The organism is Acinetobacter sp. YH12095 (assembly GCF_013419245.1).
GTDB classification, from domain to species: domain Bacteria; phylum Pseudomonadota; class Gammaproteobacteria; order Pseudomonadales; family Moraxellaceae; genus Acinetobacter; species Acinetobacter towneri.
Genome location: NZ_VPAL01000002.1, coordinates 84,257 through 101,696 on the forward strand (window position 1 = coordinate 84,257; position 17,440 = coordinate 101,696).

Annotated in this window: 12 protein-coding genes; 8 read left to right on the plus strand and 4 right to left on the minus strand. The window is 40.0% G+C overall.

Translation table 11 applies throughout. The features are described from left to right. The first annotated feature begins 132 nt into the window (after positions 1-132). The 4 genes from FTU35_RS02095 to FTU35_RS02110 are packed head-to-tail and all read left to right on the plus strand — an operon-like array spanning position 133 to position 6,660. Positions 133-2,226: a hypothetical protein gene (locus FTU35_RS02095; RefSeq protein WP_180064457.1), complete on the plus strand. Its 2,094-nt coding sequence runs from the start codon at positions 133-135 to the stop codon at positions 2,224-2,226. Positions 2,227-2,239: 13 nt separating this feature from the next. Beyond that, positions 2,240-2,959: a hypothetical protein gene (locus FTU35_RS02100; RefSeq protein ID WP_179989682.1), complete on the plus strand. Its 720-nt coding sequence runs from the start codon at positions 2,240-2,242 to the stop codon at positions 2,957-2,959. A 33-nt stretch (positions 2,960-2,992) separates the two neighbouring features. Next, positions 2,993-5,239: a DUF6160 family protein gene (locus FTU35_RS02105; protein WP_180064458.1), complete on the plus strand. Its 2,247-nt coding sequence runs from the start codon at positions 2,993-2,995 to the stop codon at positions 5,237-5,239. Positions 5,240-5,253: 14 nt separating this feature from the next. Further along, on the plus strand, positions 5,254-6,660 hold the full coding sequence (locus FTU35_RS02110; protein ID WP_167846168.1) for a hypothetical protein: 1,407 nt from the start codon (positions 5,254-5,256) through the stop codon (positions 6,658-6,660). Between the two features lie 58 nt (positions 6,661-6,718). Here FTU35_RS02110 and FTU35_RS02115 read toward each other — a convergent pair whose 3' ends face one another. The 4 genes from FTU35_RS02115 to FTU35_RS02130 all read right to left on the minus strand — a co-directional run bounded on the left by FTU35_RS02115 (position 6,719) and on the right by FTU35_RS02130 (position 13,553). Beyond that, positions 6,719-8,434, minus strand: coding sequence for a proline--tRNA ligase (locus tag FTU35_RS02115; protein WP_180064459.1), 1,716 nt, complete (start codon positions 8,432-8,434; stop codon positions 6,719-6,721). Between the two features lie 123 nt (positions 8,435-8,557). Beyond that, positions 8,558-11,662, minus strand: coding sequence for an efflux RND transporter permease subunit (locus FTU35_RS02120; protein ID WP_180008765.1), 3,105 nt, complete (start codon positions 11,660-11,662; stop codon positions 8,558-8,560). Positions 11,663-11,725: 63 nt separating this feature from the next. Further along, a complete protein-coding gene (locus tag FTU35_RS02125; RefSeq protein ID WP_004975519.1) occupies positions 11,726-12,859 on the minus strand; it encodes an efflux RND transporter periplasmic adaptor subunit in 1,134 nt (377 codons plus the stop codon). 49 nt (positions 12,860-12,908) lie between these two features. After that, entirely contained in the window at positions 12,909-13,553 is a 645-nt protein-coding gene (locus FTU35_RS02130) for a hypothetical protein (protein ID WP_180064460.1), read from the minus strand. A 275-nt stretch (positions 13,554-13,828) separates the two neighbouring features. On the opposite strand from FTU35_RS02130, the gene pilG reads away from it, so the two are divergent. From pilG to FTU35_RS02150, 4 genes are read left to right on the plus strand one after another with little or no spacing between them, the layout of a single operon-like run. After that, on the plus strand, positions 13,829-14,212 hold the full coding sequence (gene pilG, locus FTU35_RS02135; RefSeq protein WP_004975524.1) for a twitching motility response regulator PilG: 384 nt from the start codon (positions 13,829-13,831) through the stop codon (positions 14,210-14,212). 32 nt (positions 14,213-14,244) lie between these two features. Beyond that, positions 14,245-14,613, plus strand: a complete 369-nt coding sequence (locus FTU35_RS02140) for a PleD family two-component system response regulator (RefSeq protein ID WP_004975526.1) — start codon at positions 14,245-14,247, stop codon at positions 14,611-14,613. Between the two features lie 3 nt (positions 14,614-14,616). Continuing rightward, positions 14,617-15,153 (plus strand): chemotaxis protein CheW, encoded by a 537-nt coding sequence (locus FTU35_RS02145; protein ID WP_004975527.1) that lies wholly within the window; start codon positions 14,617-14,619, stop codon positions 15,151-15,153. 46 nt (positions 15,154-15,199) lie between these two features. Beyond that, a complete protein-coding gene (locus FTU35_RS02150) occupies positions 15,200-17,275 on the plus strand; it encodes a methyl-accepting chemotaxis protein (RefSeq protein ID WP_004975528.1) in 2,076 nt (691 codons plus the stop codon). The last annotated feature ends 165 nt before the right edge of the window (positions 17,276-17,440 follow it).

A 17,440-nucleotide genomic window follows, 5' to 3' on the forward strand; every position in this document is an offset into this window, starting at 1 on the left:
ATATTCAGCATAATTAAATATGAGAATGGTTTGGCATAATCACGTTTTTAAGGATAAAAACACTCAAATAAATAGCCAAGCTATAGATAAATAAAAGAAAGATGCGGAGCATCAGATAAAAGGAAGGTCGAGATGACTGAACACGCAATTACTTACCCTTTTCGTAAGCATTGCTTAGCCACTGCGATAGGCTTACTTTTGGCGAATCCGAGTTATGCTTTACAAGCACTCTCCGATGACTCTTTGTCAAATACCACAGGCGAAGGGGTTGCTTTAGTCCTTGATGACTTCAAAATGGTGTTTCAGCAACCGAATGATCTATCTACAGGGTCGAGCTATACACGTGGCTTAGAAAACCCTAGTCAATATGATACGGGCTTTATTCGTATTATCCCGACGGGGGAGAATTATGTGCAGTTGGCAGAAAGTGCATACCATACGGTTTATAACAATACTTATAATCAAAGTGTTTTAAAAGGTAAGGCTGAGCATAAATATAACGAAACTTACCGTTCAACTTATGAACAAACCTATACAAATCAATATTCAACTTTGTATCAAGAATATACTAAAAATATTGAAGCTGATGTTGACGCGAAAAAAGAAACATTTACATTTGATGTTCGTGAAGGTTTTTTTAATAATGAGACGCTCAAGAATTATTACAATCAGCGTCTTGCAGACTATAGTAATGGTACTTGGGGATGGAAGGATGGATGGTTATATACTGATGGTGAAGGTCTAGCAAAAGATGGGACTACAGCGTACTCTTTGAGTAATATTGGCACAGATCAGAAAAAAGCAAAAAAATATGCTATTACAAACACTTATGAAATGCTTGATCTTTTATATGGGAGTCGGTCGGCAGAAGCTAATAATGATTTATTGAATTCTGATTTTTATAAAGGGCTTAGCAACTTCACTCGAGCAGACCAAGTTGGTTCACAAGTAGCCACATTAATACAGGCTGAAATAACCAAAGAAACAGCATCGGCTGATATTCGGGCTAAATATAATGCGAGTCAACTTGCAGAAGATACAGCCAAGTCTGCTGTGGCAGAAATTTATGCTCAAATTATACAATCGGCTGAACAGGCAGCGGCAATTGCTGCATCGGGTTCTCCTGTGCAATCATTAAGAACCAAAGCAGATGTCTTTATTTATGGTTTAGCCTTATCTAAAAGTGATAACTCATTAAGCAGTCGTTATAGCAATCAAGGCTTTAACTGGGGTTCAGCAGATAACCCGTGGTTATTCCGTGCAGGCACAGAAAAAGTTAAACAATTTAAAAATGTAGAAAAAGATGTTGGTTATTTAGCACTAGAGGCACCACTCGCAACTACTACGCCAACTGAAAGTGATAATAATATTAAACTGGGCTTTTGGACTGATATTTTTTCACGTCAGTTGAACTCAAGTGCAGAGGTGGATCCAAGCACTGGGGCGCCAAAATCTGGTTTAGATAAAGAGCACCGTTTACGTACTCAGTTTGTTGCCAATGGTTTAAGCCTAAATGGTTCTCAAATGCGACTATTTCAGACTTTAGACTCTGATAATCCAAATCATCATCAAACATTGGGTATGGCAAGTTTATTGCGTTTAAATACCAATGATAATCCTGCGAATCTAAGTTTCACAGATTCAAACTTAGATAGTAAAGGAATCCGCATTAGTACAGCAGCAAAATCAGATACTTTGGATGGAACGGCGGTCACACCAGCAATAGATGGTTCATTGGCACCAGTTTTTCATGATACAGAGGGTTTGTATTTATACAGTCCGAATATCAATTTAGTTTTAGGGAATATGTATCAGCCTTTTGTGGTTGGTTCTGAGGGCAATAATATTGTGCTAGAAGTAACACGTATTCCGAATGTTCCTGAAATTTACAATAAAATTTATCAAAATTATGAAGATGGAAAGGGTGGGTATTTAGGTTCTACAGCATTTACAGGTTCTACCTGTAATGTGGTGAGTTGTGGCACACCGCTAAAAGCCAATGTCAATGACAGTGCTGCGATGTATCAAGGACGTAATGCGACGCATAGTAGTATTGCAATTGGTACTGTAGAACGCTTGCCAAATAATATGTTACGTGCCAAAGATCATACGGATGCCACAGGTGTTGTATTTAAAGGTGTAGATGGTTCTACTAAGAATCTAGGTTCGGTTGCAATTGATGGCGTGCTGATTCAGCACCTTAAATTTAAAACGACAGGTCTATAAGAGGGGAATCATCATGTTGAAAAAACTGTCTTGTATTGCATTGATGTGTAGTCCTTTGACCCATGCCAATTTAATTGCACTGGAAAATCATGAATTAACGCAGGCTACTGGTCAAGGTGGAGCAGACCTCAGTTGGACGTTATCGTTAAACCATGAATATGCCGAAAATTTAGAACTCAGCAATATTTCTAAATTTAATGGTGGGACTAAACCTACAGAAGTTTATTATCGCTATAGTAAAAATTGTGCTGACAATAATGTGCTTTGTCGTTTAGCGATTGCACCCAATAACCATGAAGATAATAACGGCAATAAAAAATGGCTGGTATTTAAACAAATTCAGGGCACCATACAAATAGATAAATTTTCTTTAGATGGCACGACTATTATTAATCATAAAAATGACCCACAAACGGCAATGCAGCTTAAGTTTTATGATGATAAGCCATTAAAAATAAGAAATTTGGGTTTTGCAACCATGGCGATCGAAACAGGTACAGGGCAGGGAGCAAATGAAGGTTATGCAAATTCAGAGGTATATACCAAATTTCAAGGAAGAAATTATCAGCAAAATGGTAGTTATAGCCCAGTTGAGCAAGAAGATGTCCCTTTGTTTGATCAGGGCGCTGAAAAAGGATTTATGGGCTTAAATATTCACGGCAATATGCACATGTCTGGCAATGTGAAAATATTTAGCTACAACTGTACAGGTTCAGCAGCAAGCCGTTGTTGAATATAGGATTAAGTACAGTATAGGGAAATAAAAATGAAAAAAATAATGCAGTTAAATTTATTAACATTGAGCGTACTTTGTGCGCAACAAGTGTATGCTTTAGAGCTGATTGCAGACCAGCATTTGTCTGATGTAAGTGGGCAAGATGGTATTGTAATCACCCATGAAATGTCTAAAGCCACGATTAATCAAGTCAATTGGTATGATCCTGATTTAGTGGCTGGAACTCAACTGGGTCTAGGCTTACATAATGTAGAAATTAAAGGACAGAATAACCAGCCTATTATCAGTAAGCTTGCTTTAGATGTGGGTAAAACTGATGTTGGTGCAGGTGTGCGTATCGATGCGAGCATTGATGCTTTTCAATCGACTGCAGATTTAAACTTGGTCAAAAAAAACTGTGTCGGAAATAGTTGTACTAAAGAAACACAAAGCTTGGGTCAGTTCGGCTTAGAAACTAAATCACCTTTAAAAGTTTTATTAGAAACCAAAGCAGGTTTATTCAATCAAAATGAAACGGCACATTTAAACTTCCAGTTACAGAATGCCAAAATTAGTCATGGTTTAGGTAAGCATGAATTATCTATGCATGATTTTAACTTTAATTTTGCGACTGACGGCTATATGTACATTGATGCCGATGAGGGATTGGTCTTTACCACTAAAAATGGCACCACCGACCATTTTGTGAATCTTGGACGAGTGAAAGACCTGAGTGATGTTGCTAGTAGCCGACAAAATGCAACTAACCCTGGGGTCAATATTGACTTGCGTTATGATGATAAAAATTTAATTCGCTTTGGTGCATCAGGTGCGGTAAGCAATGCGAAATTGTTTTTTAATGGGCATCAAAAAAATGTTGCCAATTTTGACGTTTCGAATAAGGTCAATGGTGTAATTGAAACTAAAAATACCGCAGTTACAGGCTACGATACTGTGGTGGGGCAAGGTGGTTTGCATTTGGGCTTATCTGCCGATTTTACCAATCAAAATACGACAGGTTTGGCCACAGGGCAATTACCAACAACTTTAGAAATTGGGCACACAGGAAAAGGCAGTTATGCGGTTGAATTTTCGAATTTAAGACCGCTAACCACACGTGATGCACAAGGTAATTTACACAATAAAAATGCCTATATCGATTTTGGCGATATTTATATTAATACCGTACAAGCGAAAAACCTCAATTTTTTAGTCAATGAAAATATTAAAAATACTATTGGTGCAACCAGTCCTATTTTAAACCAGTTGCTATCGAGTAAGCTTGAAGGTGACCAGTTCTCACTGATCGCTGTTCGTGGTATGGACTTTCAGTCTATTGCAGCCAAAGCTAGAATTATTTCTGACAACTCTTTAAATGAATTGACAGGAGATGGTGGTTCTTGGGGTATTGGGATTCCAATTTATAATGTAAATGCCAATGTGGCCTTGTCGGGTAAACAATATCTGTCACCTTATGATGGAACGAACAAAACTGGAATTGGTTATAACGCTATTGTTTCTACCGAAGGTTATGGCATTGATTCAAAAACAGGCTTACCAAGTACCACTTCTATTATCTTAATTGACGGGCAAGACAGCCTGCATGCTGGTGAAGCTGTCAACTATTATGCTGGTTTAAGAAATATTGATGCATTAATTCAGTCCGACGGTGTGATTGGTTATGAAGATGAAGGGATTTATATTCGTGCAGATCATTTATTAGTTGCAGCAAAAGCAGAGTTAGCGATTGGACAATTACCAGGTTCGAAATACAACTGCGTCACAGGATCAACTAAATGCGGTGGTTTTGTACCTTACGATAATTTCTCTAAGAAAGATGATGTGTTGACCACAATTGCTTTTAAATTAGATGGCAATGGTGAATTGTTGGTAATTCCTGGAATGGATCCAACCGATACTAATCCGAACTCAAACTTTTTGTCTTTTGATGCGAACTTTAAGTTTAGAAGTCTAGATAGCACAGAACAGGCTGATCCGAAGAATTTAGGTAGTTATTTTAGTTTGATTAATGAAGATCAAGTGAATAATGAAACTGTTCAAACGTCTTCTATTAACTTGAATCGTATGGAAGGTCATTTAGGTGTCAAAGGAAAAGTCGTCGTCAGTGCAGATACGGTCACTTTAGACAATCAAGTGAAATTTAATTATAAAAATGATATTGCTCAACCCTTTAAAACAAACTTTGCAATGTCTACCAATGGCAATATGCAGAAAATCGCATCTGTCGCACTTACAGGTGGAACCATGCGCAGCACATTGGGCATTACGCCACGCTAAAGGATAGAAATAAAATGAAAAAAACAATTTTAGTTGCATCTATTTTAAGTACAGCTTTTTCATTCAATTCTGCTCAAGCGATGCAGGCTTTAAATGATGATCAGTTATCTCATGTACAAGGTCAGGCACTTTTGAACCTGATGACTGCGACAGATCAATCGCAAGGGTTAAATTTTTATAAACTAAGTGTTGATGCACTCATGGAGCTTAATGCCAACATTAAAACGCTACAATTAGGTTGTGGCGGTGTAAATAACGCGATTGGTGGTAAAGCGGGATGTGATATTGATATTTCTAATATTTCGTTAAGTGGTTTGAATGAATCCTATGATTCAACAGGTAACCCAAAGTTTAATGGTGAACGTGCGGGTACCAGTGCACAAATTACCAATCCATTTATTGAATTTGCGATTAGTGGAAATAGTGCGTCAACACGTGAAGTGGTTGGTTTTCGCTTAGGTGCAGAAGAAATTTTAGGTCTACTGACTTTGGGTACAGATAACGTGCAAAACCCAAATGACGGGATTAAAAGTTTCAGTGGTTATATGAAAATGGCACAAACGCAAGGGCATTCATTTACTAAAGAAGCTAAATTTGGTAATGCCTCTGACCAAAAAATTAGTGGGATACTGACTGCGTTGGGGCAGGATCGTGTCTATACAAGTAAACCTGGCGCAGAAGGACATACTGGGATTACCGTTCCATCGATGCGAGCTGATTTTACGATGCCTGAAACAGTAGTGACTGGTCAGCGTATGGAGTCCGCTATAGTTACGGGTATCCGTTCAACATTAGCTTCTATTCCGCTAGCGGCAACAGAGTCTGGGACATATACTGGTGATGTAAATGGAACACCTGACTTTTCAAAAGACCAGTTATATGTCACATTTCCTCCTTTATTGTTTGGTTCTGTTGGTGATCACTCATTCTTTAAAATGAGTAAGGGTTCTACATTAGAAAATTTGAATATGGATATTACTTTTGTCCAAGCCCTAAATATGATTCACAATATTCCTCTGACAGGAACAGGTGGATATTTATCTTTACAAAGCAAGCCAGTGCAGTGGATGGGTGCAGATGAAAAAGATATTGCACAACAAGGTTGGTGGATGTCGTTTAAGGAACCAGTGCAATTAGGTTATTTGGCAACTGCGGATTTGGTAGATGTTTCTGCAGTACTACCACAGGTCGCAAAAGCATTAACTTCTGAGTTAATGCAAGATAAGCATAATGTAGATGTAAGTTTGTTAGAAGCATTAGGTTCATTGGCTGGTACACCAATCGAGCGTAAAATGAATATCGATGTTGGTAGTTACACAGGATATTACACGGGTCAACCAGCCAGATTAACACTTAATAATCAGGTTTTACAAAACCAAAATGTTACCCCTAACTGTTATGGTGGTATGAAATTCTGCTAATCCCAAATGAAAAAAATCCCGCAACTTGTGCGGGATTTTTTATACTCAGTCTTCAATCTTATTTGGCAATTTTGATGAGTAATTCTTCTTTCGTTAGGTTGCTAGATTCAGCATCACGACGACCTTTATATTCAAAAGTACCTGCATCTAAACCTTTCTCACCAATCACAATACGGTGCGGAATACCTGTAAGCTCAAGGTCAGAGAATTTCACCCCAGGACGTTCATTACGATCATCCAGTAATACATCATAACCCGCAGCTTGAAGTTCAGCATAAAGTGCTTCTGCTGCTTCTAATGTGCGAGGTGATTTATGTGCGTTCATTGGTACAATCGCAATTTCAAATGGTGCGATGGCTGCAGGCCAAATAATCCCTTTATCATCAAAATTTTGTTCAATGGCAGAGGCAACGACACGTGTGACTCCAATCCCATAGCATCCCATGGTAACAGTAAACGGTTTGCCATCTTCACCTAATACTTTGCAGCCCAGCGCTTCAGAGTATTTAGTACCGAGTTGGAAGATATGACCGACTTCAATACCGCGTTTAATTTGTAGAGTTCCTTTGCCATCTGGAGATGGATCGCCCTCAACGACGTTACGTAAATCGTAAACTTCAGTATATTGTGCATCGCGTTCCCAGTTCACACCTGTTGCGTGTTGATCAACTTGGTTTGCACCTGCAACGAAGTCAGACAGTACTGATGCAGCACGGTCTACAATCACAGTTATGCCTTTTTCAACCAAACCTTGTGGACCAACAAAGCCAGCAGTTAAACCTAACGCTGCAATTTGTGCATCGGTTGCAAAAGTAAGTGGTGCTGCAATCTGTGGATGCTTTTCTGCTTTAATTTCGTTGAGTTCATGGTCACCGCGCAGGAATAATGCAATCACAGGCACTTGACCTGTTTCATCTGCAACACCTTGAACCAAGAGCGCTTTGACTGATTGGTTACTATTTGTGCCTAAAAATGCAGAAACTTCCGCAATGGTTTTTTGGTTTGGTGTATCCACAATTTTGAGTTCTTGCGTTGCCGCAGCACGTTCACCCACCAAAATAGCTTCAGCCATTTCAATATTGGCTGCATAATCAGATTCGGTAGAGAAGGCGATATCATCTTCACCGCTTGAAGCCAGAACGTGGAATTCATGTGAACCAGAACCACCAATAGAACCTGTATCTGCTTGTACTGGGCGGAAGTCTAAACCTAAGCGCGAGAAAATACGGCAGTAGGTGTCGTACATTACATCATAGGTTTCTTGTAAAGAAGCTTGATCGGTATGGAAAGAATAAGCATCTTTCATAATAAATTCGCGTGAACGCATTACCCCAAAACGTGGGCGAATTTCGTCACGGAATTTGGTTTGAGTTTGATAGAAGTTGATTGGTAATTGCTTATAGCTTTTTAATTCATTACGCGCCAAATCGGTAATGACTTCTTCATGTGTTGGGCCAAGTACAAAAGGATTGTCGTGGCGGTCTTTAAAGCGCAGTAATTCAGGACCGTATTGCACATAACGACCTGATTCTTCCCAAAGTGAGGCAGGCTGAGTGACAGGCATAAATGTTTCTAAAGCACCTGCGCGATTCATTTCTTCACGAACAATGGCTTCAACTTTATTTAGCACACGTACACCCATTGGCAGCCAAGTATATAAACCTGAAGCCAATTTACGAATCATACCCGCACGTAACATCAGCTGGTGAGAAATCACCTCGGCATCGTTTGGGGTTTCTCTTAACGTAGCAAATAAAAAGCGACTCGCGCGCATGGAAACTGTCCTAAAAAGTGAAGCGTTAAATGGAGTTTTTTCAAAGCCAGATTATACAATAAAAATCGGGCTAAACTTGCGTTAAAATTTAGCCCGAACGATTGTGTGACTTTGCGTGAGATTTTAAGAAATCAGTTTACGCGTTTGGCGTAACATAAAATTCTTAAAATCATCTAAGTAAGTGAAAATGACAGGTACGACCACCAAGGTGAGTAGGGTGGATGTAATTACACCGCCAATGACTGCGTGTGCCATAGGCGCACTTTGTTCGCCGCCTTCACCCAAGCCAAGTGCGAGTGGCACCATCCCCATCACCATTGCACTGGTGGTCATTAAAATAGGGCGTAAACGGGTTTTCCCTGCAGCTATAATTGCATCATAACGTGAATCGCCCTGATCCATGGCTTTTTTAATAAAATCAATTAGTAAAATCGCATTTTTGGTGACCAATCCCATCAGCATAATAATACCGATAATAGAAAACAGGTTCATGGTCGAGTTAAAAATAAACAGTGCCAAGAATACTCCAATCAACGATAAAGGTAGGGAAGCCATAATTGCTGCGGGGTGAATGAAACTGTTGAATTGCGAACCTAAAACAATATAAATAAACACAATAGACAGGGTAATTGCAGTCAGTGCATAACCTGCAGATTCAGCCATGTCAGCATTGGCGCCTTGAGTGTCGAAGCTATAACCTGCGGGTAATTTAAAGTTATCCTGAATTTTTTGAATGTCGGCACCAATGTCCCCTGCAGGACGTCCAGCAGTGTTAGCTTCGACCAAAACTTCACGGGCCAAATCACGGCGGTTGATTTGCGCTGCACCTAAACTTTCTTCAAACTTCGCCACACTTGCTAGAGGCACTAAAATATTTTGTCCATTGGCATCGGTTTTTTGTGAAGTTAAATACATATTTTGCACATCGCTCGGCAAGCTACGATGGTTTTCTGTAAGGCGAACATTGACATCGTAGGTTTCGCCACGTTCATCTTGCCAAGTGGTGACATCATCCCCCGCAATCAGTGGGCGGATAATATTGGCAATTTGATTTACCGATAGCCCTAAATCGCTGGCAAGGACACGGTTAATATGAACACCTAATGTAGGTTTAGGAGCTTTTAGCGAGCTTTCTAAATCGACAATACCATTCACCTGAGCAATTTCGGTCATAAAGCGGTCAGAGATTTTTTGTAATTCTGCTAAATCAGGGCCTTTAATAGACACCATCACAGGTTTTTGCCCACCAGAAACCGTTTCATCGGCAGAGGCGACAGAGGTGATGGTGATGCCCGCAACACTTTGTAGACGCTGGCGAAATTCGTTATTGAGTTCGGTTAGCGTTTGTTGACGTTCATTACGCGGGCTGACAGTTACACGTAAATTAACATGATTTTTCCCGCGATCTGTCACGCTGTTAATGGCCCCGTAAGTCGCGCGTACTTCTGGGTGTTGACGAATGATTTGATCTACTTGTTTTAATTTTGCTTGTGAATATTCAAGCGATGCATCCACAGGTGTTTCAAATTTAATCCGAATTTCACCTTTGTCAGGTACAGGTACAAACTCTGTGCCAATCAGTTTGGATAATCCGAGTGCAGCAAATAATGAACCCACGGCAATCAATAAGGTGATAACGCGAAATCGTAGTGCCAATTTTAAAAGTTTTTCATAATGATGGCTTAAATTGTCGAGTTTGTTAGAAATCCAGTTTAAGAAGCGTTTTACCCGTCCAGGTTTTTTATTCGGATTTGCTTTTTCTGCCCAGTGTGCAGAAAGCATTGGATCCAGCGTAAAACTGACAAACATGGAAATCAGTACGGCAGTACTGACGGTGACACCAAATTGATAAAAAAAGCGTCCGATAATGCCGCCCATAAATGCCACAGGTAAAAATACCGCCACAATGGTTAAGGTGGTTGCTAAAACTGCTAAGCCAATTTCTTTAGTACCATCCAAAGCAGCCGTGACATGGTCTTTGCCCATATCTGCATGACGCACGATATTTTCACGTACCACAATTGCATCATCAATCAATAAGCCAATACTGAGCGAGAGCGCCAGTAAGGTCATCATGTTGATGGTAAAGCCAAATGCCCAAATAAAGGTGAGTGTGCCGAGTAGGGCGATTGGCAGGGTCAATCCTGTAATGGCGGTAGAACGGAATGAACCAAGAAACAACAGTACAATCAGGACTGCCAGAATCGCACCTTCAATAATGGTACGTGCTACATCACGGATACTGCCACGAATCCCTTTAGAAGAATCCACCACGACTTTTGCAGTCATGCCAGCAGGCAGTTGGGTTTGAATACGTTCTAAGGTTTTATAAGTGTTATCTACCACTTCAATGACATTAGAGTCTGAACTACGCAAGATATCGACAGCAACCGCAGTTTGCCCATTTAAAAATGCACTGGTTTCCAGCTCTGCCTGACTGTCTTGAATTGTGGCAACTTGTTTTAAAAAGATTGGCGCACCATTTTTATTGGCAATAATTAAATCGCCAAAAGCCAGAGGATGAATGACTTTGGATTGGATTTCGACCACCAATTCACTATTGGCTTGTTTGAGTGTGCCGCCAGGTACTTCAATATTTTCAGCTTTGAGCGTGTTGATGACCTGATCCACACCCAGTCCAAAACTCATTAACTTTTGTGGATCTACCTCAATACGAATTTGTCGCTGTGCATCACCCAATAAATTAACAGTTCCGACACCAGACACAGTGCGCAGTTGCGGTACAACTTGTTGATCTAAATAGGAACTTAAATCACGCAAAGACATTTGTGAGGATTCAAACACAATCGACATGACTGCATTGGCAGTTGGGTCGTAGCGCTCCACCACAGGGTCTTGAATTTCATCTCGAAAGCCTGCACTGACAGACGAAATTTTATCGCGTACATCTTGTGCCGCCACTGCCGAAGGAACATCTAAATTAAACTCGGCAATAATAGTAGATAACCCTTCACTGGATTGTGAAACCAGTTGTTTGAGTCCAGAAATGGTGTTGATCTGATCTTCCATTTTCTTGGTGATTTCAGATTCAACTGTTTCAGGTGATGCACCCGGATAACTGGTATAAACCACTACAAACGGAAAATCGACGTCAGGAAATTCTTCCACGCCCATACGTTGCCATGAAGCCAAGCCAAGCACCATTAGACAAAACATCATCATGATGGTAAAAACGGGATACTTGACGCTAACTCGGGTAAACCACATAACAACGATCCTGATTTTTTATTTATTGGACATCTGCACTACTGCATTGAGATGAAATTCAATTTATTGAGGGTTATTTTGAATGATCACCTGCTGCTGAATTTGATCGGGGTTGAACACCACTCGACTGACTAGATCACTGCTCTGTAAGCCTTGAATCACAGCAGTATTGTCACTATAGCGCTGTTCTAAAACTGTGATATCCACGCGGGCAATTTTTTGATCTCGAATCACCCAAACATAAGGTTTGTTTTGGATATCGTGAATGGTATTGAGTGGGATGATTTGCCCTGAAATTGTCGTGTTCGCTAAAATATAACCATCCACAAATGCCCCAATACTTAAAGAGGGAAGACGCTCAAGCGGGGTCGCAAAAAATTCAATTTGACGACTGGCTAAATCCGCAACAGGAGAAACACGGCTAATTTGTGCATTAAATGTGTTTGCTTGTCCTTGGAGTTGATATTCAATTTTTTGACCAATTTTGAGTGCGGCTTGTAAGTCGCTTGGTAATTTCGCTTGAATTTCTAATTGGTTCGGATCGACGACTTCAAATAAGGTTTGTCCTGCAGCCACAGTTTGCCCAGGCTCAACTTGACGTTGGGTAATGACACCATGAATTGGACTGGTAATCGTGCCATCTTGATCGGCTTTTAGTGCAATATCGACATTGGCTTGTTGGGCGCGTACATTTTCCATTTGCGCACGATAATCTAACTGACTTTGCTCATATTCCACTTGTGAAATAAAACCCTGATCGAGCAAACGTTTTTTTCGTTGCATCATGTTGCGGGCTTGGTTGGCTTGCGCTTGCGTTGCAGCTAAATTGGCGCGAGCTTGTGCTAAACGCGCAGCATTATCCTGATTATTTAAGCGTAGCAAGGTTTGACCACGTTGTACGCTATCTCCCACTTTGACATAGACTGAGGTTGCTGTGGCAGTCACCTGTGCTTGAATACTGCTTTGATTCACAGCACGCACTGTGCCTGTAAAGGCAGTTTTACTGATTGCGCTGCCTTGTTGTGGTGTCACTAAATCTTGCTGAATGAGTTCAATTTTTTCTGATACTGTTGTTTTATTTTCAGTTTCTGTTTTTTGGCAGGCACTCAGCAAAATACATAAACCGATTGCACCGATACGAAAAATGGGTAAATGCTGCCGATTAAACCTAACTGCGATACGCTGTGCAATGTGCATGCATATTTGTCCTTATTGATTGCCAAAATGACAAGGTAATTCAAATCAACTATTCAAGTGCTTTTAAGCGAGTAATAATTCTGTCGTATTCTGCTTGTGTATTTCGATAGCTTGTTTGTAAAGATTGAATCATATCTTTTTTAAGCTCGATGTTTTTTAAGTTATTGTCCAAATTGGTTTTTAGTTGTGCAGGCACAGGTTTGACCTTGCGTAAATATTCCATTTCTTGACGTTTAAAAGTAATACGGTCGTTTTGCAACTGTTTGAGTTGTTCTTGTTGGAAAATAATTTGCTTTTTAATATGCGCTAAAGCGTTATTACGTTTGGTGATTGCAGTTTGACTATTGGTATAGGCGTTTTTCAAACGCTGATCAGATTCCATTTGATACGCTTGAGCAGCACGTTGTGGGGCTTTTTTAATATCCGTTTCGGTGTTGTATGGACGTGCGCGCTGAATTACTTGCATGTTACGGTCTAATGCTTCATAACCATGACGAATATGATTAGGTGTCACATTACTACTAATATTTGCAACGCCATGTTGATCATAATAGCGATACCACACCGCTTTGTTCTGGCTGTCAGCCATGAGTGGGGCAGAGGACAAGAGCAGTAAAGCAAGCATGCCCAATTTAAGTGACTGCTTATTTTGTTTTAATTTGACAGCGAGTGATTTTGCAAAAAAAGTGCTCACGTTGTCCCCCACAATAAAGTTGACTAAATTACTTAAATTACACGTAATAATAGTGTTATATTAGATCAAAATTAGGAATTAAAAAAATACAACCGATAAAAAATATCAATGGTCACAAGAAAGTGTGAGCGGTTTGGTGATAATGGTGTAAAAGTGTAGATTTACACTAAATATGTTCATTGAAACTACAAGTAAAGATATGTTAAAAATACGATCAATGTGTAAGATTTTTCTACTCAGTTGCTTGTACAAACAAAAATGGGAAGGGTCATTGAATGGACGATAAATTCCAAAATCTAAAAGTCATGGTGATTGATGATTCAAAAACCATTCGCCGTACAGCTGAAACACTTCTGCAGCGTGAAGGTTGTGAAGTGGTTACCGCAGTTGATGGATTTGAAGCTTTATCCAAAATTGCAGAATCAAATCCAGATATCGTATTCGTAGATATTATGATGCCACGCCTAGATGGTTACCAAACGTGTGCCTTAATTAAAAACTCGCAAAACTACCAAAACATTCCTGTCATTATGCTATCAAGTAAAGATGGTTTATTTGACCAAGCTAAAGGACGTGTCGTGGGTTCTGATGAGTATCTGACTAAACCATTTAGTAAAGATGAATTATTAAACGCCATTCGTAACCACGTGACCGCATAATTATTAGTTAGTTAGATTTATTGGGGAAAATAATGGCTCGTATTCTTATTGTAGATGATTCACCTACAGAAACATTCCGCTTTAGAGAAATCTTGACCAAGCATGGTTTTGAAGTCATTGAAGCAGCGAATGGTGCAGATGGCGTGACCATGGCGCAAGCTGAATTACCAGATTTAGTATTAATGGATGTGGTTATGCCAGGCGTGAATGGCTTTCAGGCAACACGTCAAATTTCGCGTGGTGACACCACCAAACACATTCCAATTGTAATTGTGAGTACCAAAGATCAGGCAACTGATCGTGTTTGGGGAAAACGCCAAGGTGCAAGCGATTACTTAACTAAGCCTGTTGACGAAAAACAATTAATTGATGTGATTAATCAACATCTTAATGCAGGATAAGCTATGGCTGCAAATGGTTTTATTGAATTGCTTCGGTTATCTAAACGTGGAAACAAAAACTACGTTAGTACCGAAAATGAGGTAAACCGCTGGTCAGGCATTGCTTTTGAGATGATGGGGCAATATTTCGTTGCTCCATTAGGAGAAGTTTCTGAGGTTATTTATCCACCGAAATATACGCCAGTGCCAAATACCCAACCTTGGGTAGTAGGTTTAGCGAATATTCGCGGAAGATTACTTTCAGTTTCAGATTTGGCACATTATGTTTCTGGGCAAAGTAGCCAATATTCACCTACTCAAAAAGTAATGTGTATTAGTCATAATGACCATTATGTCGGTTTAGTTGTAGATCAAGTTTTGGGTATACAGCACTTTAATAAGAAAAGTTTCTTTTCTAAACACAATGATTTAGATAGTAATTTACAAGAATATTGTCAGGGGTATTTTCACCAACATAACCAACAATGGCATGTTTTCTTATTTAGTCGTTTATTGCAAAACCCAAAATACATGAACGCATCTATAAAATTTATAAATTAACTGTCGCGCACCTAAAAAATGAAGGCGTCAATCGGGGAGAAGCTGCATGGGCTTTAAACTTAAAAAGAAAAATTCAGGCGAAGAAACCGTCCGTAAAGCAAGTGGTCCAGGTTTTTTTGCAAAATTACAGGCGCGAACAGAAGAGTTTGCGAGTGTATTTGGCGAAACAGAAAAATCTAAGCCACTTATTTTAGGCGCAGCTTTTTGTATCATCTTATCGCTTTTCCTGTTGTTATACCTTTTTTATAGCGTGCCGCGTAATAACGATTTTACCCGTAGTTTGGGTGATTTACGTCTGTTGTCACAAACCATTTCACGTCAAGCAACCGAAGCGACTGCATCAGGTACGCCTGAATCTATTAAAAACTTAACAGATTCACAAAAAGCCTTTGCTGCTCACTTAGAAACAGTGAAGGATATTCATGCCAGCACAGATACACTGCGTGAAGTGGAAACACAGTGGAAATCGGTTTCTGAAAATATTGATTTGATTGCTTCGCAACAAAAAATCATTAACCAACTCTATGACACCAACATTGCAATTGGTGAAACCATTCCGGGTATTCAGGCTGAATATAACTTGATGGTTGACCAAATGGCACGTCAAGACATGCCAAGTAGCCAGGTGGTTATTGCAAAGAACCAAGTATTCATTGCAGAACGTATTTTACGTTCAATCAGTTCTGTATTAACAGGTACAGACAGTTCACGTGAATCTGCAGATGACTTTAGTGCCGATACCGAAACGTTTGGTGCTTACTTGGCAGCACAGTTAAATGGTAGTGTGGAACTTGGTGTACAACGTATTACTCAAGAAGATTTACGTAGTTCATTAGAAGGTATTCAAGCAGAATATGAAGATGTATTGAAATCTGCTGCTGCAACAGTTTTAAATAACTCAACACAAATTGTAAAAGTACGTCAGGCATCATCTTCTATTTTTGATCAGTCAGATAAGCTTTTAACCAATTTAAATAAATTGTCTAGCGGTTCAGGTTGGTCTATTGCAATTCCTGCAATTGGCTTAATTGCAGCATTACTTGCGTTCTTATTCTGTGTATTCAAACTCTTGAACTTACGTGGTGAAGCCGATAAAACTCGCGTGGTTCGTCTACAAGATGAATATGACCGTAACCAGAACGCGATTTTACGTTTACTTGATGAGATTGCCGACCTTGCGGATGGTGACTTACGTTCATACGCAACAGTATCGGAAGACTTCACGGGTGCCATTGCCGACTCGATTAACTTCGCAATTGACCAATTACGTGACCTTGTATCGCGTATTCACGAAACATCGCACGAAGTTGCACAATATACGGCAACCACACAGAACATTACCAACCAGCTTGCTGAAGCATCTGAGCATCAGGCGCAAGAAATTGCAGGTGCATCTGCCGCAATTAACGAAATGGCAATGTCAATTGACCAAGTATCTGCCAACGCTGAAGAATCAGCAGCGGTAGCAGAACGTTCAGTACATATTGCATCGAATGGTGCAGACGTTGTAAACCGTTCAATTGAAGGTATGGATATCATTCGTGAGCAGATTCAAGAAACCTCTAAGCGTATTAAGCGTTTGGGTGAATCTTCACAAGAGATTGGTAACATCGTTGCCTTGATTAACGATATTGCCGACCAAACTAACATTTTGGCATTAAACGCAGCAATTCAGGCGTCTATGGCGGGTGAAGCAGGTCGTGGTTTCGCAGTCGTAGCCGACGAGGTACAGCGTCTAGCGGAACGTTCAGCATCTGCAACTAAACAGATTGAAACACTGGTTAAAACCATTCAGACTGATACCAACGAAGCCGTAATTTCGATGGAACAAACCACATCGGAAGTTGTACGTGGTGCGAACTTATCTAAGGATGCGGGTGTTGCACTGGATGAAATTCAAACGGTATCAACCAACCTTGCGAAATTGATTTCTAACATTTCGGACGCTGCAAAACTTCAGTCTGCTTCTGCAGGTCACATTGCAACCACGATGAACGTTGTACAGGAAATTACCTCGCAAACGACCAGTGCAACTTTCGATACTGCACGTTCGGTATCTGAGTTGGCCAACATGGCAGAATCATTACGTGAATCTGTAACTGACTTTAAACTACCTGAATAAGCGGGATTCCAGCTTGGGGAAAGGTGTACCTATACACAGTTATGGGTACACCATCATTCAGAGATAAAGCATCGCAAAGATGAACTTAACTTTTGGGTTAGGGGCATTCAGGATGGTTACAATTAAGTTGAAGTGCCTTTTGGTGCTGAAAACGTAAGAAGCCTT